General features: G+C 60.7%; 15 protein-coding genes and 1 tRNA gene. 12 read left to right on the forward strand and 4 right to left on the reverse strand.

Going from position 1 to position 19,482, the window contains the following annotated elements:
* Positions 1-23 precede the first annotated feature (23 nt).
* The 4 genes from B9Z34_RS00470 to B9Z34_RS00485 all read right to left on the reverse strand — a co-directional run bounded on the left by B9Z34_RS00470 (position 24) and on the right by B9Z34_RS00485 (position 2,583).
* The gene (locus B9Z34_RS00470; RefSeq protein ID WP_108426139.1) at positions 24-803 is read right to left on the reverse strand and encodes a UDP-2,3-diacylglucosamine diphosphatase; all 780 of its coding nucleotides are present in this window, start codon (positions 801-803) and stop codon (positions 24-26) included.
* A gap of 11 nt (positions 804-814) precedes the next feature.
* Entirely contained in the window at positions 815-1,321 is a 507-nt protein-coding gene (locus tag B9Z34_RS00475; protein WP_108426140.1) for a peptidylprolyl isomerase, read from the reverse strand.
* Between the two features lie 4 nt (positions 1,322-1,325).
* The gene (locus B9Z34_RS00480) at positions 1,326-2,003 is read right to left on the reverse strand and encodes a peptidylprolyl isomerase (RefSeq protein WP_108426141.1); all 678 of its coding nucleotides are present in this window, start codon (positions 2,001-2,003) and stop codon (positions 1,326-1,328) included.
* Between the two features lie 67 nt (positions 2,004-2,070).
* On the reverse strand, positions 2,071-2,583 hold the full coding sequence (locus tag B9Z34_RS00485; RefSeq protein ID WP_108426142.1) for a tetratricopeptide repeat protein: 513 nt from the start codon (positions 2,581-2,583) through the stop codon (positions 2,071-2,073).
* Between the two features lie 252 nt (positions 2,584-2,835).
* Here B9Z34_RS00485 and cysS point away from each other — a divergent pair, with 252 nt between their 5' ends.
* The 12 genes from cysS to B9Z34_RS00545 all read left to right on the forward strand — a co-directional run bounded on the left by cysS (position 2,836) and on the right by B9Z34_RS00545 (position 19,471).
* Positions 2,836-4,212 carry a cysteine--tRNA ligase gene (gene cysS, locus B9Z34_RS00490; protein WP_108426143.1) on the forward strand — a complete coding sequence of 459 codons (1,377 nt, stop codon included), beginning with the start codon at positions 2,836-2,838 and terminating at the stop codon, positions 4,210-4,212.
* Positions 4,209-4,856 carry a DNA-3-methyladenine glycosylase gene (locus B9Z34_RS00495; RefSeq protein WP_108426144.1) on the forward strand — a complete coding sequence of 216 codons (648 nt, stop codon included), beginning with the start codon at positions 4,209-4,211 and terminating at the stop codon, positions 4,854-4,856. The genes cysS and B9Z34_RS00495 overlap by 4 nt, the downstream gene beginning before the upstream one ends.
* A gap of 47 nt (positions 4,857-4,903) precedes the next feature.
* Positions 4,904-5,878, forward strand: coding sequence for an acetyl-CoA carboxylase carboxyltransferase subunit alpha (locus tag B9Z34_RS00500; protein WP_108426830.1), 975 nt, complete (start codon positions 4,904-4,906; stop codon positions 5,876-5,878).
* Positions 5,879-5,907: 29 nt separating this feature from the next.
* Entirely contained in the window at positions 5,908-6,849 is a 942-nt protein-coding gene (gene tilS / locus B9Z34_RS00505; protein ID WP_108426145.1) for a tRNA lysidine(34) synthetase TilS, read from the forward strand.
* Positions 6,850-7,126: 277 nt separating this feature from the next.
* The gene (locus tag B9Z34_RS00510) at positions 7,127-8,389 is read left to right on the forward strand and encodes an aspartate kinase (RefSeq protein WP_108426146.1); all 1,263 of its coding nucleotides are present in this window, start codon (positions 7,127-7,129) and stop codon (positions 8,387-8,389) included.
* A gap of 18 nt (positions 8,390-8,407) precedes the next feature.
* A tRNA-Ser gene (locus B9Z34_RS00515) sits at positions 8,408-8,500 on the forward strand.
* Between the two features lie 233 nt (positions 8,501-8,733).
* Positions 8,734-10,182, forward strand: coding sequence for a TolC family protein (locus tag B9Z34_RS00520; protein WP_108426147.1), 1,449 nt, complete (start codon positions 8,734-8,736; stop codon positions 10,180-10,182).
* Between the two features lie 35 nt (positions 10,183-10,217).
* The gene (locus B9Z34_RS00525) at positions 10,218-10,970 is read left to right on the forward strand and encodes a hypothetical protein (RefSeq protein WP_108426148.1); all 753 of its coding nucleotides are present in this window, start codon (positions 10,218-10,220) and stop codon (positions 10,968-10,970) included.
* Entirely contained in the window at positions 10,967-12,226 is a 1,260-nt protein-coding gene (locus tag B9Z34_RS00530; RefSeq protein ID WP_108426149.1) for an HlyD family type I secretion periplasmic adaptor subunit, read from the forward strand. Before B9Z34_RS00525 ends, B9Z34_RS00530 begins: the two co-directional genes overlap by 4 nt.
* A 33-nt stretch (positions 12,227-12,259) precedes the next feature.
* Entirely contained in the window at positions 12,260-13,963 is a 1,704-nt protein-coding gene (locus B9Z34_RS00535) for a hypothetical protein (RefSeq protein ID WP_108426150.1), read from the forward strand.
* Positions 13,964-13,998: 35 nt separating this feature from the next.
* On the forward strand, positions 13,999-17,688 hold the full coding sequence (locus B9Z34_RS00540; protein WP_199220035.1) for a calcium-binding protein: 3,690 nt from the start codon (positions 13,999-14,001) through the stop codon (positions 17,686-17,688).
* A complete protein-coding gene (locus B9Z34_RS00545) occupies positions 17,681-19,471 on the forward strand; it encodes a peptidase domain-containing ABC transporter (RefSeq protein ID WP_108426151.1) in 1,791 nt (596 codons plus the stop codon). Before B9Z34_RS00540 ends, B9Z34_RS00545 begins: the two co-directional genes overlap by 8 nt.
* The last annotated feature ends 11 nt before the right edge of the window (positions 19,472-19,482 follow it).

Raw genomic sequence — 19,482 nt, forward strand, 5'->3', positions numbered from 1 at the left:
ACGGGTCTTGAAAAGAAGGCCGTTTAAAGCCAATCGATCCGCTGTGAACCGCCGGCGCGCTGCAGCCTGAACACCTGCGCCCGCACAGGGGCGTGGTCCAGCGACCAGTCGCTCAGCACATGCCGTTGGGCGGTGCCCAGCACATGGTCAGCAGGGCGGTGGGTGTGGCCGTGAATCAGCCGATCCGCTTGGGCTTGGGCCAGCCAGAACTGGCTCATCTCCGGGTCTGCGTCGGCAAAGGTCATGCCCTCGTGCTTTTGCGACTCGCTGAGCGCACGCAAACTGCGGGCAAACGCCTGACGCTCTTCCAAAGGCTTGGCCAAAAACGCCTGCTGCCAGTCGGGGCTGCGCGCCTGCAGTCGGAAGGCCTGGTAAGGTTTGTCGTCGAGACAAAGCGCATCGCCGTGGGTGAGCAAAATGCGCTGGGTACCCAGCGCGAGCAAAGTCGGGTCTGTCAGGGGCTGAACGCCACAGCGGCCCAGGTAATCCGGTCCCACGAGAAAATCGCGGTTGCCGGGCATGAAGCCGACATGGGCGCGTTGTGCTGTTTGGCGCAACACCTCGGCACACGCTTGCAAAAAGGGGTCGAGTGCAGCGGCATCGTCGCCCACCCAGACTTCAAACAAGTCCCCCAGAATCAGCACCGCATCGGCAGGCGTGCGGGCCATGTAGTCGCGCCAGGCTTCAAAGGTGGCGGTCTCGGAGGCCTGCAGGTGCAGGTCCGAGATCAGGTCCACGGTTTGCCATGTCGCTGGCGCGGTCAGCAAGCCGATGTTCGGCCGGGTGGTGCGCGGGTCCGACACGGCTCAGCCCATCACAGTGCGACGGCTTTTTCGATCACGACGTCCTCTTTGGGCACGTCACCGTGGCCGCCGCGGTTGCCGGTTTTCACGCCTTTGATCTGGTCGACCACTTCGGTGCCCTTGACCACTTTGCCGAACACGGCATAGCCCCAGCCTTGCATGGAAGGTGCGGTGTGGTTCAGGAAGTCGTTTTTCGCGACGTTGATGAAGAACTGCGCTGTGGCCGAGTGGGGCGCCGAAGTGCGGGCCATGGCCACGGTGTATTCGTCGTTTTTCAGGCCGTTGTTGGCTTCGTTCTCGATGGCCGCGTCGGTGGGCTTTTGGCTCATGCCGGGCTCGAAGCCGCCGCCCTGGATCATGAAGCCGGGGATGACGCGGTGAAAAATCGTGTTGTTGTAGTGGCCCTTGTTCACATAGGCCAGAAAGTTTTCGGTCGACTTGGGGGCTTTTTCAGCATCCAGTTCGAGGGTGATGACGCCGTAGCCGGTGATGTGCAGTTCGACTTGTGGGTTGCTCATGGTGTTACTTCAACAAAGTGATGGATTGGATGACGACTGGCGTGCGGGGCACATCGGTCGGGAAGGGGCCGCCAGCGCCCGTAGGCGTGTTGCGGATTTTTTGGACCACGTCCATGCCGGACGTGACTTTGCCAAAAACGGTGTAGCCGAACAGCTGGGGGGCGTTCAGCAGTTGGGCGCGGGCCACGTTCTCGTAAACGCGGCCCTGGTATTGAAATTTGGCCACCGGGTCACCGTCGGGGATCGGGGTCGGGTCCAGAAAAGCGTTGTCCACCACGTTGATGAAGAACTGCGCGGTGGCCGATTGCGGGTCGTTGGTGCGGGCCATGGCCAGCGTGCCGGTGGTGTTTTTCAGGCCAGCGGCCAGGGCCTGGCGGCCTTCGTGCGGCACGGGTGCGCGGGTTTTCTTCTCTTTGTATTGCGCGTCATAGCCGCCGCCTTGCACCATGAAGCCTGCAATCACCCGGTGAAAAATCGTGCCATCATAGTGCTTGTCGTTCACATACTGCAAAAAGTTGGCCACGGTTTTGGGGGCTTTGTCAGCGTAGAGCTCGGCTTCGATGTCTCCTATCGAGGTGCTGATGCGCACCTTGCTCACGCCGGAGGTCTGGGCCTGGCTGGCCATGGGCAACGCCAGAGCCAGTGTCAGGGCCAACGAGGTCAAAAAGCGGGAACGTCGCATGGTGTTCTTCCAATGGGTGCAAGGTGAGGCGGCAGGTGGCGTGCGGGATGGCGCGTCGGTGGTGGCCTCAAGGCGCCGACGACTTGAGCAGTTGTTCGGCCGCCTGGCGTTTGCTGGTCACGCGCGGCTGCGGGGCCGGTGCCCGGCTGGCTTTTTGGTAAGCCTCAATGGCCAGAGCAATGTAGACATCGCCCAGATTTTCCAGGGCCGTGCCGTAATCGGGCCGTGCGCGCACAGCGTCTTGCAACTGGGCCAGCGCCTCGGCATAGCGGTTTTGGCGGGCCAGCAGGGCGGCCAGGTTGTTGTGCGGTTCGGGCAGTTCGGGGAAGGACTGGGTCAAGGCCTGCAGGGTTTCCATCGCCTCGGCGGTCTGGCCCTGACCGTCTTGAATGCGGCTGAGCAAGAGGCGCATTTGCGGGTCGGTGGGGCGGGTCTTGAGGTGTTCCTGCGCTTGCGCTTGGGCTTTGGACCATTCGGTCGCCCCGATCAGTCGGTTCACATCCTGGTAAACGTCCGCTTGGGCGCTCACGCTGGACAGCAGCAAAAGACTGGTCAATACGAACGAAAGTAGAGCTTGCATGCGCGCCAAAAGTGTTGAATTCGGGCTGCCAGAAACTGGGAGCAGGGCCCCCGTCGGGGATATACTGAAGGGTCATTGTAGCGGAGGGCACGCGGTCATCAGGCCGTTGGCGGGGGCTGTTGCCCAGCCGGGAAGCGGGGCTTTGGGCCTTGTTTCTTTGTGTTGAGTTTCCTGAATTTCCCTGAGCCGATCAGATGCCGATGCCGGACACTGTCGTGTGGGTGGTTGTAATAAAAAAATCTTTGATCTGACATGAGTCTGCGCATCTTCAACACGCTGAGCCGTGCTGTCTCCGAGTTTTCTCCGGCCGAGCCCGGTCATGTGCGCATGTATGTTTGCGGCATGACGGTGTACGACCTGTGCCATCTGGGCCACGCCCGCTCGATGATCGCGTTCGATGTGGTGCAGCGTTGGCTCAAGGCCAGTGGCTACCGGGTCACCTATGTCCGCAACGTCACCGACATCGACGACAAGATCATCAAACGCGCCCTGGAAAACGGCGAAACCATCCGCGGCTTGACCGACCGCATGATCGAGGCGCTGCACCAGGACGCCGACGCCCTGGGCATCGAACGCCCTCAGCACGAGCCCCGTGCCACCGACTACGTGCCGCAGATGCTCAGCATGATCGGCACGCTGGAGCAAAAAGGCCTGGCTTACCGAGCGGGCAATGGCGACGTGAATTATTCGGTGCGCAAATTTGCGGGTTACGGCAAGTTGTCCGGCAAGTCGCTCGATGAGCTCAATGCTGGCGAGCGCGTGGCGGTAGAGACGGACAAGCAAGACCCGCTGGACTTTGTACTCTGGAAGAGCGCCAAACCCACCGAGCCGGAAGACGTCAAATGGGCCAGCCCCTTCGGCACGGGCCGCCCTGGCTGGCACATCGAGTGCTCGGCCATGGCCTGCGAACTGCTGGGCCAGACCTTTGACATCCACGGCGGCGGCGCGGACCTGCAGTTTCCGCACCACGAAAACGAGATCGCCCAAAGCGAAGGTGCCAACGGCCAGCCCCTGGCGCGTTATTGGATGCACAACGGCTTCATCAATGTGGACAACGAAAAGATGTCCAAGAGCCTGGGCAATTTCTTCACCATCCGCGATGTGCTCAAAGAGTTTGATGCCGAGACGGTGCGGTTTTTCATCGTGCGCAGCCATTACCGCAGCTCGCTCAATTACAGCGACGTGCACCTGAATGACGCCAAAGGCGCTTTGAAGCGCCTGTACACCGCGCTGCAGGCTGTGCCGCCAGCCGTCGTGAAAATCGACTGGGCCGACCCCTTGGCCGCTCGCTTCAAAGCCGCCATGGACGAAGACTTTGGCACGCCCGAGGCGGTGGCTGTGCTGTTCGAGCTGGCGGGTGAAGTCAACCGCAGCGGCTCGGCCGAGCGTGCCGGCTTGCTGAAAAGCCTGGGCGGCTTGCTCGGTTTGCTGCAAACCGACCCCACGGTTTACCTGCAGGCGGGTGCAGGGCTGGATGAAGCGGCCATTCAGGCGCAGATCCAGGCCCGGGCCGACGCCAAAAAAGCCAAAAACTTTGCCGAAGCCGACCGCATCCGCAACGATTTGCTGGCGCAAGGCATTGTGCTCAAGGATTCTGCGGCTGGCACCACCTGGGAGGCGGCTCAGTGAGCGCAGCCACACCCGCGGTGACACCCGTCACCCCCGCTTATTGGGCCGAGGCCTGTGCGCACCTGGCCAAAAAAGACCGGGTCATGAAAAAACTCATCCCCCAGTTTGGCAACGCCATTCTGGAGACGCGGGGCGATGCTTTTGTCACTTTGGCGCGGTCCATCGTGGGCCAGCAAATCTCCGTGAAGGCGGCACAGTCGGTTTGGGACCGCTTTTCGGTGCTCCCCAAACGGCTCACCCCGGCTGCCGTGCTCAAGCTCAAGGTCGACGACATGCGGGCGGCCGGTTTGTCGGCCCGCAAGGTCGAATACCTGGTCGATTTGGCCATGCATTTCAGCTCGGGCACGGTGCACGTCAAGGCCTGGCAAGAGATGGACGACGAGGCCATCATCGACGAGTTGGTGGCGATCCGGGGCATTGGCCGCTGGACGGCCGAGATGTTCCTGATCTTCCACCTCATGCGGCCGAATGTGCTGCCGCTGGACGATGTGGGCTTGATCAACGGCATCAGCCGCAACTACTTTTCGGGCGAGCCGGTCAGCCGCAGCGATGCCCGTGAAGTGGCCCAGGCCTGGAGCCCCTACGCCACGGTGGCGACTTGGTATATTTGGCGCTCGCTGGACCCCGTGCCCGTGGCGTATTGAAGGGCTGGACAGCGCGTCCAGCCGGAAACAGAACAGAGGAGCCCAACTTGGCCAAAAAGACATTTCTCGACTTTGAGCAACCCGTTGCCGAACTCGAAGCCAAGATCGAAGAGTTGCGTTACGTGCAGACCGAGTCGGCGGTGGACATCACCCTCGAAATCGACCAGCTGAGCAAGAAAAGCCAGCAACTGACCAAAGACATCTACAGCGATCTGACCCCCTGGCAGATCACCAAAATCGCCCGTCACCCCGAGCGCCCCTACACGCTGGACTACATCAACGGCATCTTCACCGACTTTGTCGAGATGCACGGTGACCGCCACTTTGCCGACGATTTGTCGATCGTGGGCGGCTTGGCCCGTTTCAATGGCCAGGCCTGCATGGTGTTGGGCCAGCAAAAAGGGCGCGACACCAAAGAGCGCACGCTGCGCAACTTCGGCATGAGCAAGCCCGAGGGCTACCGCAAAGCGCTGCGCCTCATGAAAACCGCCGAAAAGTTCAAGCTGCCCGTCTTCACTTTTGTGGACACGCCCGGCGCCTACCCCGGCATCGACGCCGAAGAGCGCGGCCAGTCCGAAGCCATTGGCCGCAACATTTTCGAGATGGCCCAGCTCGAAGTGCCGATCATCACCACCATCATTGGCGAAGGCGGCTCCGGCGGCGCATTGGCCATTTCGGTGGCCGATCAGGTGTTGATGCTGCAGTACTCGGTGTATTCCGTCATCAGCCCCGAAGGTTGCGCTTCCATTTTGTGGAAAACCAGCGACAAGGCCGAAGTGGCTGCCGATGCCCTGGGCATCACGGCGCATCGCCTCAAGGCCTTGAACCTGGTCGACAAAATCGTCAACGAACCCGTGGGCGGTGCCCACCGGGACCCTGAGCAAATGGTGTCCTTCCTCAAGCGCGCCTTGGGCGACGCCTGGCGTCAGGTGGCCGACCTCAAGCCCAAAGAGTTGCTGGAGCGCCGCTACGAGCGCCTGAACAGCTACGGCCGCTTCACCGACACCAAAGCGGGCAAATAAAACCGCAGGTGAGCCGTCAGGCTTCACACATGGCGCACACCTTTGAACAGGCCCTGACTGATTTCAGCCCGGGCCTTCCTTTTGCCGTGGCGCTCAGCGGTGGCGCCGACTCGACCGCATTGCTTGTGGCCTGCGCACGGCGCTGGCCCGAGCAGGTGAGGGCGGTACACATTCACCACGGCTTGCAAGCCGCTGCCGATGGTTTTGAGGCGCATTGCCGTGCGCTGTGTCTGGCGCTTGGGGTGCCACTGGCGGTGCGGCGCGTGCAAGCGGGCCCCGTGCCCGGCCAAAGCCCCGAAGACGCCGCCCGCCAAGCCCGTTATGCCGCGCTGGCCGAAGCGGTGCACAGCGAGTGGCCCGAGGTGCGCGATGTGGCCCTGGCCCAGCACGCCGACGACCAAGTGGAAACCTTGCTGATCGCTTTGTTGCGCGGCGCAGGCCTGCCCGGTCTGGCCAGCATGCCCGCGCATTGGCAGCGGCAGGGCCTGAACTGGCACCGCCCCTGCTTGGCTGTGCCGGGCGCCGCATTGCGCGAATGGCTTCACAGCCAGGGGCAAAGCTGGGTCGACGACCCCAGCAACGCCGACGAGAAGTTCACCCGTAACCGTATCCGCGCCCGCGTCTTGCCCGCGCTGGCCGAGGCCTTGCCCGCTTTTCGCGAAACCTTCGCCCGCAGCGCCGCCCATGCCGCGCAGGCGCAAGAGGTGTTGAACGAAGTGGCGGCGCAAGACCTGGCGCAGGTGGGCGTGCCGCCGCGCATCCAGGCGTTGCAACAGCTCAGCCGCGCCCGCCAAGCGCTGGTGCTGCGCCACTGGCTGCGGCAACACCATGCCACCACGCCCAGCACCGCGCAGCTGCATGAACTGCTGGACCAGGTGGCAGCCTGCATCACCCGGGGGCACCGCTTGCATCTGAAAGTGGGGCAGGGCTTTGTGGTTCGGGCTGGGGTCTGTTTGTCTTATTTGGCTTGATGTGCGAGCCTTCGGCGGGCCTGGATACCCGAGTGCGCGGGTATGACAGGTTTGCTTTGTCGCCCCTGACTCGATCGGGGGCCCATGCCTTCGGCTGCCATGGATGAGCGGATCGTGGGCATGAGCAGGGCGGTTTGTCGGGTCATGGAGGCGTCAGCCCGGTTGGTACAATTGACAGGCTTTGCTAGGGCCTCAACCCCTTTTGACGTGGGCAGTGCTGTCTTGACTTCATTTCCTGAAACCAGCGCCTGCTTTCTCCTTCTTTTCAGAACTACACATGGCTTTGATCGTTCACAAATACGGCGGCACCTCGATGGGCTCGACCGAGCGCATCCGCAATGTCGCCAAGCGCGTGGCCAAATGGACGCGTGCTGGCCACCAGATTGTGGTGGTCCCCAGCGCCATGAGCGGCGAAACCAACCGCCTGCTCGGCTTGGCCAAAGAGTTGGCCCCTGCCAAACCCGGCACGGACTACCACCGCGAACTCGACATGCTAGCCTCCACGGGCGAGCAGGCTTCGTCGGCCTTGTTGGCCATTGCGCTGCAAGCCGAAGGCCAGCCTTCGGTCAGCTACGCGGGCTGGCAAGTGCCCATCAAGACCAACAGCGCCTTCACCAAAGCCCGCATCGAATCGATCGACGACGTGCGCGTGCGTGGCGACCTGAACGCAGGCAAGGTCGTGATCATCACCGGCTTTCAGGGCGTGGACGAGAACGACAACATCACCACCTTGGGCCGTGGCGGCTCGGACACCTCGGCCGTGGCTGTGGCTGCAGCCCTCAAGGCCGACGAATGCCTGATCTACACCGATGTGGACGGCGTCTACACCACCGACCCCCGCGTGGTGCCCGAAGCCCGGCGTCTGCACACCGTGAGTTTTGAAGAGATGCTCGAGATGGCATCGCTCGGCTCCAAGGTTTTGCAAATCCGCTCGGTCGAATTTGCAGGCAAATACAAAGTGCCCATGCGTGTGCTGTCGAGCTTCACGCCCTGGGACATCGACATCAACGAAGAAGCCGCATCCGGCACCCTGATCACTTTTGAGGAAGACGAACAAATGGAACAAGCCGTAGTTTCCGGCATCGCATTCAACCGCGACGAAGCCAAAATCTCCGTGTTGGGCGTGCCCGACAAGCCCGGCATTGCCTATCAAATCCTGGGCGCTGTGGCCGATGCCAACATCGAAGTGGACGTGATCATCCAGAACCTGAGCAAAGACGGCAAGACCGACTTCAGCTTCACCGTTCACCGCAACGACTACGCCAAGACCATCGACCTGCTCAAGGAAAAAGTGCTGCCTGCGCTTGGCGCGGCTGAAGTTGCGGGCGACGCCAAGATCTGCAAAGTGTCCATCGTCGGCATTGGCATGCGCAGCCATGTGGGCGTGGCCAGCAAGATGTTCCGCAGCCTGAGCGAAGAGGGCATCAACATCCAGATGATCTCCACATCCGAAATCAAGACCTCGGTCGTGATCGATGAAAAATACATGGAATTGGCCGTGCGCGCACTGCACAAAGCCTTCGATCTGGATCAAGCCTAAGTTATAATTTGACCCACTGGAAACGTGACCGAGTGGCCGAAGGTGCTCCCCTGCTAAGGGAGTATGGGGTGTAGAGCCTCATCGAGGGTTCGAATCCCTCCGTTTCCGCCAAACAGCAAACCCCGCATCAGAACAATCCGATGCGGGGTTTTGTTTTTGGCAATTTGATCATCAGTTTTGCAGTGCTCTTCACCTGCTTTTCAGAGCGAATGGGCAGCAAAAGGGTCAAGGTTTCATTTCTTTAAAACTAATTAAGAAACCAGAATCGAAACCTAAGAACATTTAAGACAGTTCTTGTCTGGCATGCGAGAAAATTGAGGCAATAAGTTTAAAAATTGCCAAAAATGAAATTCGCAAACAGTCGTTCTGAACGCTTTCGCCGTCTTCTCCAAGCCACGCACAAAGCCTCTCAATGGACCGTTTGGCTGGCCGTGCTCATCGCAGTGCAGGGCGCTCAGGCGCAAACGGCGGGTGCCGGGCAAAAGCCGCTGCGCTTTGTTGACCTGACCCAGGCCGATGTGCTGGCCTTGCCCGCCTTTGAAATTGGCGATGCCGATGCCAGCGCCACCACACCGCCAGTCACTGGCACGGCCTTGTCCGAGTTCATCGAAAAAGCGCTCGAGATCAGCCCCCAGCTGCAGCAAGTGCGCGCACAACTGGCCACGGTCGAAGCGGGCCGCAAAGTGGCGCGGGCCGACTTGTTGCCCAGCTTGTCGCTGCGCCGCGCCACGGGTCCCGAAAAATCGCGCAACGTCGGCGAAGCCGCAGACAAACACACCTACAGCCAAAACGCGATCCGCCTGACACAGTCGCTGATCAACGCCATCTTGTTCAACGAGTTCCAAGGCAGTCGCCAGGCCGAAGCTTCGGCCCAATACCGTTTGCAGGCGGCCTACGACAACGTGGTCATGTCGGTGTTGCGTGCCACGGTCGACGTGGCCACTGCCCGCTTGGTGCTGGACTTTTCCAGCATCCAGCTCGCGCAGCTGCAAAACATCCTGACCTACCTCGAAACCCGTGTCAGTGTGGGCGCGGCCAGCCCCTCTGACCTGGAGCGTGCCCGCACCCGCGTCTTGAACGCCCGCCAGACCCGCATCGAGCAGCAGGCCAATTACCGCAACGCCACCCTGGAGTTGACGCGCCTGACCAGCCTCACGCCGCAGGCCATTCGCTTGCCCGACACCGCGCGTTTCCCGGCTATCCCTGAGAGCTCGGCGCAGCTGCAGGCCTTGGCCATGGCCCAAAACCCCGAAATCCTGGCCCTCAAAAGCGATGTCGAAGCGCAGCAATCGCGCATCAAGGCCGAGATGTCCCGATACATGCCGGTGGTCGGCCTGAGTCTGGAGCGCGATGTGAGCAAAAACGTGCAAGGCACCAACGGCCCACACACCGACACCCGTGCTTTGCTGGTCGTCAACTGGGCCACATCGCTCGGTGGCAAGGAGTGGTACCAGGCCGAGCAGGCCCGTGCCGAACTGCGTGCCCGTGAGGCCAAGCTCACCGACGAAAGCCAGCGCTTGGCGCAAGCACTCGAGGGCGACAACGCCCTGATGCAGTCGGCCACGCTGCGCATGCAAACCGCCCGGTTGGAACAAGCCTCCGCCAGCACCGTGGTCGAAGCGGTGGCCGAGCAGCTGCGCATTGGCCGCTTGGGCTCTTTGCTGGACGCACTGGACGCGAGCGAGCGCTACTTTCAGGCCCGTCAACGTTTGGCGCAATCCATCGGCCAAAACATCAAGGCGCATGCCCAGATCCTGCAGCGCACGGGTCAGCTGCGCGAACTGCAGCCCTGATCGCCCAGCCAACACAACACGACAGAAAAGCCACCATGGCAGCAACCTCCGATTCCGGCGAAGCCTCTGACATCTTCTGGCCCGGCTACGTCGACGCCGTCACCAACCTGGCCATCAACCTGCTGTTCGTCATTGCCGTGATGAGCATCGTGGTGCTCGGCGCCACCTTGCAACTGGCGCAAATGACCAAAAAGAAGGCCATTGAAGAAGCGCAGTCACAGCAAACCGCCACTTCGGCCTCGCACACGCAAGACAAGCAAAAAGGCGAGCAGCAAAAAGACGCCAATGCCCAAAGCAAGGACGAAACCGTCAGCCGCATGCAGCAAACCATCAACGAGGTGCAGGCCAAGCTCGAGGTGACCCAAAAGAAGCTCGACGAAACCCAGCGCAAACTGGCTCAGACGCAAGACGTGCGCGAAGAGGTGGTTCATGCCAAAGACAACAAGCCCACCGAACCCAAACAAGCCAACAAACTGCAAAGCCTGACGCAATCGGCCATCGTGGTGGTTTTCAGCCCCGATGTGGTCACCCTGTCTGCGGCCGAAGTCAATGAGTTGATGGGCAAGCTCAAAAAAGTCAGCCCTTTGCAACAGGGCCGCTGGCAAATCACCGTCATCTCGCCCAAAGGCTTTTCCGAGGCGGCCCGCCTGTCTTTTTACCGTGCCAATGCCGTGCGCAACGCCTTGCTGGAAAACGGTGCGCCCAGCACCGCCATCGACCTGAAGATCCACGAAAGCACCCAGGCAGGTGCTGACAACACCAAGGTCTTGTTGCGGTGGACACCATGAAACCCAAGACCTTGACGGTAGATCAGCGATTGCTGCTCGCTTTGGCTTTGCTGGTGTGCAGTGCCATGGTCTGGGCCATGGTCTCGCCTGTGGACCAGATCGTCCGAGCCGAAGGCCGCATCATCGCGGCAGGCCGCGCCCAGATCGTGCAGCACCTCGAAGGCGGCATCGTGCAGCAAATCCTGGTGCGCGAAGGCCAGGTCGTGTCTGCTGGCGATGTGCTCATGCGCCTGTCGGATGTGCAAGCCAATACCTCGGTGCAGCAAGGCCGATCGCGGCTGCACGCCCTCATGGCGCAGCAAGCCCGCCTCACGGCCGAAGCCCAGGGCCAGACCGAGCCGCAATTCGCGCCCGACATCCCCGAAGACATCCAGCGCGAAGCGCGCAATGCTTTCAAAGAGCGGCTGGCCCGCGTGCGCTCGGAGCGCGCCGTCATCAGCCAGCAGCACACCCAGCGCCAGGCCGAACTCAGCGAAGCGCGCAGCCGCATCGTGAGCACCCAGGTCGAGCTGGACCTGGCCCGCAAACAGTCCACCCTGATGGACGTGCTGGCCAAGAAAGGTGCGGCGTCGCAGATGGAGTTGCTCGAATCGCAAAGCCGCACCCAGCGACTGACCACCACGCTCAACGACATTCAGGCCTCCTTGCCGCGCCTGCAAGCGGCCGTGTCCGAGTTGTCCGCCCGGCTTGAAGAGTCGTCGGCCCGCTTCCGCGCCGAAGCGCGAACCGAGTTGACACAGGTCAGTGCCGAGTTGGCCAAGCTCAGCCTGGCTGTCGACGGCGACACCGACCGCCTGGACCGCACCGAAGTCCGCGCCCCCACCAGTGGCTACATTAACCGCCTGAACTTCAACACCATGGGCGGCGTCGTCAAGCCCGGCGAAGTGCTGCTCGAGATCACCCCCAACCAAGGCCCTGTGGCGGTGGAAGCGCGTGTGCGCCCCAACGACCGCGCCTCGCTGCGCCCGGGCCTGAGCACTCGCGTGATGATCGGCGCCTACGACTACGCCATCTACGGCGCACTGAACGGCCGTCTGGTCGAAGTCAGCGCCGACACCTTGCCCGACGAATCCGGCCAGCGTTATTACCGCGTGCTGATCCAGACCGACACCCCTTCGCAACGCATGGCCTCGCTGGCCATCTTGCCCGGCATGACCGCCCGCGCCGATGTGGTGCTGGCACAGCGCAGTGTCATGACCTATTTGCTGTCACCCCTGCTGCGGTTCAAGCAACAGGCGTTCACAGAGCCCACCTGATTCACGGTGTTTTGAAGTTATCGAGGACAAGAAATGAAACGACTCCAACTCTATTACTGGTACATGGGCGTTCCGGTTGCGCTGGTGTTTTTGGGCACCTTGGTGTTCTGGGACGCCATCATCAGCACCGTCGAGGGCAATCCGCACCCGCAGATCAACTACATCATCTTCTTGCTGGTGGCCGTAGGCTGTTACCAGATGATGGCGCACGTGCGCCGCATCAACCAGGAAGGCAGCCTGTTTCGTCAATATCGCCTGATGGTGGACAGCGGCGTTCCCGACGAAGAGCTGGACGCCACCTTGTCCGACATCAGCAAAAAACACGATGTTGTCCCTTTGATGCAGCTCATCCAGGGCCTGCGCGGCAAACCGCTCACACCTGTACAGCATTCTGCCATCGAGTCGGAAATGGAACGCTTCACGGCCCGCCAGACCCGCCGACTGATGATGTCCCAGTTCATGGGCGGCCTCATGGTCGGCATGGGACTCTTGGGCACCTTCATTGGCCTCTTGGGCGCTCTGGCCGAGATCGGCAAACTCATCGGCTCCTTCAACTTGGGCGCTGGCATGGTAGACCCGGTGGCCGCCATCAGCGAGCTGGTGGCGCGCCTCACGGCCCCTATGCAAGCCATGGGCGTGGCCTTCAGTGCGTCGCTCTTTGGCGTGCTGGGCTCGCTCATCATGGGCGTGCTGTCGGTGGGCGTGCGCAGCGCCTCCAGCGATCTGGTGTCCTTTGTGCACTCCGACACCTCGCTCATGCTCGACCTGGCGCAAGAAACCGATGCCAGCGGCCTTGACCTCAACCCTGTCGCCCAAGCCCTGGGTGAGTTGGCCGAACATTCGCCCTTGTTGCGTGGCTTGGCCGTGGCGCTTGACCACTCCGAGCGCCGAGTGCGCGAAATGATGCGCGGCATGGGCACGCTGATGGCGCGGCTGGAAACCAACAACCACGGCACCGGCAGCCTAATCGTGCAAATCAGCCAGCAAGCCGAACAGCAAGACCGCTTGCTCGCGCTTGTCTCGCAAATGCAAAGCAGCCAAAACGAGGTGGTCGAGCGGCAGGCCCAAATGGCCGACGCCCACACCCAGCTGGCCCGTCACCTGGGTGAACACATCCAGACCATGGACCGCGCTCTGGCCATGCAAAACCAGCAGCAAGCCGCGCACGCCCAAGCCCAACAAGACCTGTGGGCCCGACAAGCCGAGCTGCAGCAAAGCATCCTGCAGCAACAAAACCAGACGTTCGAAAAACTGCTGCAAGCCCAGCACGCCGAATCGGCCTCGCAAATGCAGGCACAAAACACCCTGTGGCAAACCTACCTGGAGCAACAGCAAAACATGCTGCGCAACAAGGAAGAAACCCTCACGGGTCAAGCCCTGCTGGAGCGCCAAAACCGCAACAACCAATGGAACCAATGGGTTCAGGTGCAAGAAGCCGGCCTGCAAAAAATGGTGGACCACCTCTCGGGTACCCAGCGCGTGCTGACCGAATACACCAGCCATGCCGTGCGCTGGAGCGAACAGCTGCAGCTGGAGCAACAACGCCAAGGCCAGGTGCACCAGGACGTGACCAAGCTCCTGCAAATCAACACCCAAGGCCAGCAAGCCGAACGCGAATCGAGCCAGGCCATGCTCGCCCGCATGGACGCCATGCTGCAAGAGGCGCAATTTCGCAACGAGCAAATCGTCACGCTGCTCAGCAGCCTGAGCACCCAAGCCAAGCCTCAGAGCGCTTGAATGTTTTTTGTCAACCCCACCGAAGCCGATTGACCATGCCAAACACCCAGTCGACCCCACCTGCCGCCGCCAACAACACCGCCCCGAGCCAACCGGGGGCCGAACCTCGCTTGATCAGCGCGGTGTCGGCCGATGGTGCTTCGCCGCAATTCAAAATCCCGGTCAGCTCGCAAGCCATCCAATCGGTCGAATCGGTGGACCTGGACCTGGTGCTCACCACCACCACGGGCGAAAAAATCATCTTGCAGCAGGGCGCACTGCAAGCCGCCACCGCCCCTGACAGCAAGATCGTTTTTCAAAACGGCGACAGCATCACTGCTGCCGATCAGATTAAAAAACTGGGCGTGCTCAAGCCGGTAGAAGGCGGCAGCTTCCGCCTGAAATCCGGCGATGCCAGCCCCGCCGTGGCAGAACTGGTGACCGGTGACGGCTTCGGACTGGGCAAAGAGTTGCAAGACACCATGAGCCAGCTGACAGAAACCAGCAAACAGCTTGAAAAAGTGCTGCAAACCCTGAGCACTGCCACCCTGTCCAACACCGCCGACGACAGCAAACCCATTACCGCCGGGCCAGGCACCGGCACAGGCGTTCAGAAAATCACGCCCCAAAGCGAAAACAAGTTTGCATCGCCTTCGCCAGGCTCGCCGCCGCAGCCGGAGGTGGAGAAGTTCACCAGCAACAACACGGACAGCGGCAACGTTTCCAACATCAAAATCACCAGCACCCTCAGGGGCTTGTATGGTGCCCCTGACAACATCATCTCCAATGTACGTGTCGTCGACAAAATTCAGTCGGAGCAGCAGGGTAAAGAAGTCCTCAAACCCTTCAGTCAGGCATCGTTGCGTGAGATGCTGCCTAGCGATCCTTTGCAAGTGCGAATTTCAGGTTCTACTCCGGTTGCGCTTGAGCCCAATGGGTTAGCCCACAACACGCTGGTGATGCCCGGTGTTTTGAATGCAAGCAGCATCCGGTTTGAATTGCCCCAAGGCACAGTTTTGCCTGATGGTTTTCGTATCGCAGGTCAAACGTTCTCTGGTTCCAGCATCACGATTGCCGCCGAGAGCCTCAAGGATCTGAGTTTGGCCATTCAGTGGAAAGTGGCCGATTTGGACGACTCGATTACTAAGGCTGATTTTCAGCTGGGCGTGAAATACCTGGACGACAAGGGTGCAGAATTGGAACAAGGCCGCGCACCCCTCACATTCACCTACGGTGAACTCAAAACGATCGAAGACACCGTTCAGCTGGATGCCAACAGCAACACCAAGATTTTCCTGTCGGCGTATGGTTATAGCTACAAAATTTTGGGCGATAACAGCGACAACAATGTTGTAGCTGGAAGCGGCAATGACACTTTGGATGGGGGTTCTGGTTCTGACTTCTTGGCTGGGGGCGCCGGAAACGATACCTACGTGGTGGACAACGCAGGCGACGTGGTCGAAGAGAATGCGGGCGAAGGCACCGACACGGTCGAAGCCTCCATCAGCTATGCATTAACCCCCAACGTCGAAAACCTGACCCTGACCGGCACAGGCAACATCAACGGCACTGGCAACGACCTCAACAACCTGATCATCGGCAACAGCGGCAACAACCGCATCGACGGTGCCCAGGGCGCCGACACCATGCGCGGTGGTCTGGGTAACGACACCTACGTGGTAGACAATGCGGGCGACGTGGTCGAAGAGAACGCAGGCGAAGGCACCGACGCGGTCGAAGCCTCCATCAACTATGCGTTGACCGCCAACGTGGAGAACCTGACCCTGACCGGCGCAGGGAACATCAACGGCACCGGCAACGCTCTGGACAACCTGATCATTGGCAACAGTGGGAACAACCGCCTGGATGGCGGCCAGGGCGCCGACACCATGCGTGGTGGCCTGGGCAACGACACCTACGTGGTGGACAACGCAGGCGACGTGGTCGAAGAGAACGCCAACGAAGGCACCGACACGGTGGAAGCCTCCATCAGCTATGCGTTGACCGCTAACGTGGAGAACCTAACCCTCACAGGCGCAGGCAACATCAATGGCTCCGGCAATGCTCTGGACAACCTAATCATTGGCAACAGTGGGAACAACCGCCTGGATGGCGGCCAGGGCGCCGACACCATGCGTGGTGGCCTGGGCAACGACACCTACGTGGTGGACAACGCAGGCGACGTGGTCGAAGAGAACGCCAACGAAGGCACCGACACGGTGGAAGCCTCCATCAGCTATGCGTTGACCGCTAACGTGGAGAACCTAACCCTCACAGGCGCAGGCAACATCAATGGCTCCGGCAATGCTCTGGACAACCTAATCATTGGCAACAGTGGGAACAACCGCCTGGATGGCGGCCAGGGCGCCGACACCATGCGTGGTGGCCTGGGCAACGACACCTACGTGGTGGACAACGCAGGCGACGTGGTCGAAGAGAACGCCAACGAAGGCACCGACACGGTGGAAGCCTCCATCAACTATGCGTTGACCGCTAACGTGGAGAACCTAACCCTCACAGGCGCAGGCAACATCAATGGCTCCGGCAATGCTCTGGACAACCTGATCATTGGCAACAGTGGGAACAACCGCCTGGATGGTGGTCTGGGTGCGGACACCATGCGTGGTGGCCTGGGCAACGACACCTACGTGGTGGACAACGCAGGCGACGTGGTCGAAGAGAACGCCAACGAAGGCACCGACACGGTGGAAGCCTCCATCAACTATGCGTTGACCGCTAACGTGGAGAACCTAACCCTCACAGGCGCAGGCAACATCAACGGCACCGGCAACTCTCTGGACAACCTAATCATTGGCAGCAGCGGTAACAACCAACTGTTTGGTGGCGATGGAAATGACACCCTGATCGGTGGCGCTGGTGCGGACACTCTGGATGGAGGCAGCGGTAATGACACCACGTCATACACCACATCCACGGCGGCGGTCACGATCAACCTGGCAACAGGTCTGGGTTCCGGTGGTCATGCGCAAGGTGATGTGCTCATCAGCATCGAGAACCTGATTGGCAGCAACCACAATGACACGCTCACAGGCGATTCAGGTATCAACCGTTTGGAGGGAGGTGCTGGCAATGATACCCTTGATGGCGGTGGCGGTGCAGACACCCTGATTGGAGGTACCGGAGACGATACTTACATCATCAACAACACCGGTGTCACCATCACAGAAAATGCTGGCGAAGGCACAGACACCGTGATCAGCAGCATCAACTACACCCTGGGAGCCAACCTCGAAAATCTGACCTTGGTTGGGGGCGCGACCGAGGGTACTGGCAACAGCCTCAACAACGTTATTACCGGCAACGGGAATAACAATATTTTGAAAGGTGGCGATGGCAATGACACTCTCGTGATCAATGCCACTGGTTTGAGCACTGGCACATTCGATGGTGGAGCAGGCACAGACACCCTGAAAATATTGGCTTCTTCAGGGGCCACCATCGATCTCAGAGGCATTGACAACGCCAAATTCACGAGCATTGAAGCCTTGGATCTCACGGCACAAACCAACAACACGCTCAAGCTCAACTTGAGTTCCATTCAATCGTTGGTGGATAACGCAACGGGGACACCCACCTTGAGCATCAAACTGGGTACGGGTGACGTCATCGATTTTGTGGTGGATTCCAACCAACAGATTTTCAACAACACCAACACCAAGACGATGACTATTTTTGGTAGTGCTGGAAGTTCTTTGGAACAGCTGGCCATCATCAACTATGCATAAAGCTCTGAACGCTACACACAGCCCCCCCGACCTCTCCAGCCTCAAGTCCTGGCTGGGCTTTGTGTTGCGGGGCCGTTTGGGTTGGCTCACTTTGTCCAGTTTCTTCATCAACCTGGGCGTGTTTGTGCCTTCCTTGTTTGGCATGTTGGTGTACGACAAGGTGGTGCACAACGGTGTGTTCGAGACGCTTTGGGCTTTGGCCATTGGCGTGGTCTTGTATTTGGCCATTGAGCTGTGTTTGCGCACCTTGCGTGTGCGCGACATCGAGCGCGTGGCCATTGCGGTGGACCACTTGATCGACCAGCGCCTGTTTGCTGCTTTGCTGCAGCCTTCGGCCCGCAGCGGGGCGCAGCCGGGCATGGCGGCGCGGTTCCTCACGCTTTATCGAGACCTCGCTTCGGCACGCGATTTCTTTTCGTCGCAATACCTGCTGGCCATGGCCGATGTGCCGTTTTTGGTGCTGGTGTTGTTGGTCATTGGCCTGATTGCCTGGCCACTGCTGATGGTGGTGTTGGTCTGGGTGGGTTTGTATGTGCTGGTGGGCCAGTGGCTCAAGGACCGCACGCTTGCGCAAACCCGCGACGTAAACACCGAGCAGGCCACCAAACTGGCCCTGCTGACGGACACCCTGTCGTCGCTGGACACCCTGCGTACCAGCCATGCCGGTAGCCGCATGCAGCAGCGCTTTGGGGCAACGTCGCTGCAACTGGCCCGCGCATCGCGCAAGCTGCGCTTGTCGGTGGTGTTGCAAATGCACTGGCAAATGGCGGTGTCTTTGCTCAGCTATGTCAGCTTGCTGGTGGTGGGCGCGTACCTGATTTATGGCCAACACATCACGGTCGGTGCGCTCATTGCCGTGTCCATGCTCAGCGGGCGCACGCTGGGCACAGTGGGCCAGGTCTTGCTGGCTTTGGGCCGCTGGACCGAGTTGCGCCAGTCCATGAATCAGCTGGCTCCTTATTTGCAAGCCGCGCCGGGGCAGTGCGATGCACTGCCTGGGGTCAGCGCCAACAGCGCCGCCCCCAGCCTCCCGGCCGACAGCAGCACCGTCCTTGATACCCTGCGCCGCCCCGCAGGCACGGTGCGCGGCCATATCGCCACGCACCAGTTGGTGCACCGCTATGCCAACGACCAAACCGCGCTGCGCGAGCTCAACCTGAATATTCAGCCCGGTGAACGTGTGGGCCTGTTGGGCCGTCCGGGCTCGGGCAAGTCCACCTTGCTGCGCATCCTGGCCGGAGCCATCCAGCCCATGCAAGGCGAGGTGCGGGTGGACCACGCCAAGCTGCACAGCATCGTCGCGCACGACCGTGTGACTTGGCTGGGCTTCAAGCCGCAAGAAGCGCCGCTGTTGGCGGGCACGCTCGAATCCAATATCTTGCTCAACCTGCCCGATGACGCCACACCCCAAGAACGCATGGACGCACTGGCCCACGCCGTCTACATGTCGGCCCTGGACGTTGACCTTGCTTCGGGCGCCCTGCGGCTGGATTTGCCGGTCGAGGAGTACGGTGCCAACCTCTCGGGTGGGCAGCGTCAAAAAGTGGCCCTGGCCCGCACGCTGGCCACCCGACCGCGCCTGTTGCTGCTGGACGAACCCACCACCGGGCTGGACACCGAAACCGAAAAAACCATCGTCGAGCGCTTGGCCACCCTGACCGACGTGACCCTCGTCGTCGTTACCCACAGCGCCGCCTTGCTGGCCATCACCCAGCGCCTGGTGGTGCTGGAACACGGCCAAGTGCTGGCCGACGGACCCACTGCCAAGCTCTTGGTGGTTTGATTAATTAGAAT

Origin of the sequence: Limnohabitans sp. Hippo3 (genome assembly GCF_003063665.1) — a bacterium.
GTDB lineage: Bacteria > Pseudomonadota > Gammaproteobacteria > Burkholderiales > Burkholderiaceae_C > Limnohabitans_A.

Coding starts and splice junctions, on each gene's coding strand:
- B9Z34_RS00485 (WP_108426142.1), bottom strand. CDS start 2,583: ATGCAAGCTCTACTTTCGTTCGTATTGACCAGTCTTTTGCTGCTGTCC.
- B9Z34_RS00540 (WP_199220035.1), top strand. CDS start 13,999: ATGCCAAACACCCAGTCGACCCCACCTGCCGCCGCCAACAACACCGCC.
- cysS (WP_108426143.1), top strand. CDS start 2,836: ATGAGTCTGCGCATCTTCAACACGCTGAGCCGTGCTGTCTCCGAGTTT.
- B9Z34_RS00520 (WP_108426147.1), top strand. CDS start 8,734: ATGAAATTCGCAAACAGTCGTTCTGAACGCTTTCGCCGTCTTCTCCAA.
- B9Z34_RS00545 (WP_108426151.1), top strand. CDS start 17,681: ATGCATAAAGCTCTGAACGCTACACACAGCCCCCCCGACCTCTCCAGC.
- B9Z34_RS00525 (WP_108426148.1), top strand. CDS start 10,218: ATGGCAGCAACCTCCGATTCCGGCGAAGCCTCTGACATCTTCTGGCCC.
- B9Z34_RS00530 (WP_108426149.1), top strand. CDS start 10,967: ATGAAACCCAAGACCTTGACGGTAGATCAGCGATTGCTGCTCGCTTTG.
- B9Z34_RS00475 (WP_108426140.1), bottom strand. CDS start 1,321: ATGAGCAACCCACAAGTCGAACTGCACATCACCGGCTACGGCGTCATC.
- B9Z34_RS00510 (WP_108426146.1), top strand. CDS start 7,127: ATGGCTTTGATCGTTCACAAATACGGCGGCACCTCGATGGGCTCGACC.
- B9Z34_RS00535 (WP_108426150.1), top strand. CDS start 12,260: ATGAAACGACTCCAACTCTATTACTGGTACATGGGCGTTCCGGTTGCG.
- tilS (WP_108426145.1), top strand. CDS start 5,908: ATGGCGCACACCTTTGAACAGGCCCTGACTGATTTCAGCCCGGGCCTT.
- B9Z34_RS00480 (WP_108426141.1), bottom strand. CDS start 2,003: ATGCGACGTTCCCGCTTTTTGACCTCGTTGGCCCTGACACTGGCTCTG.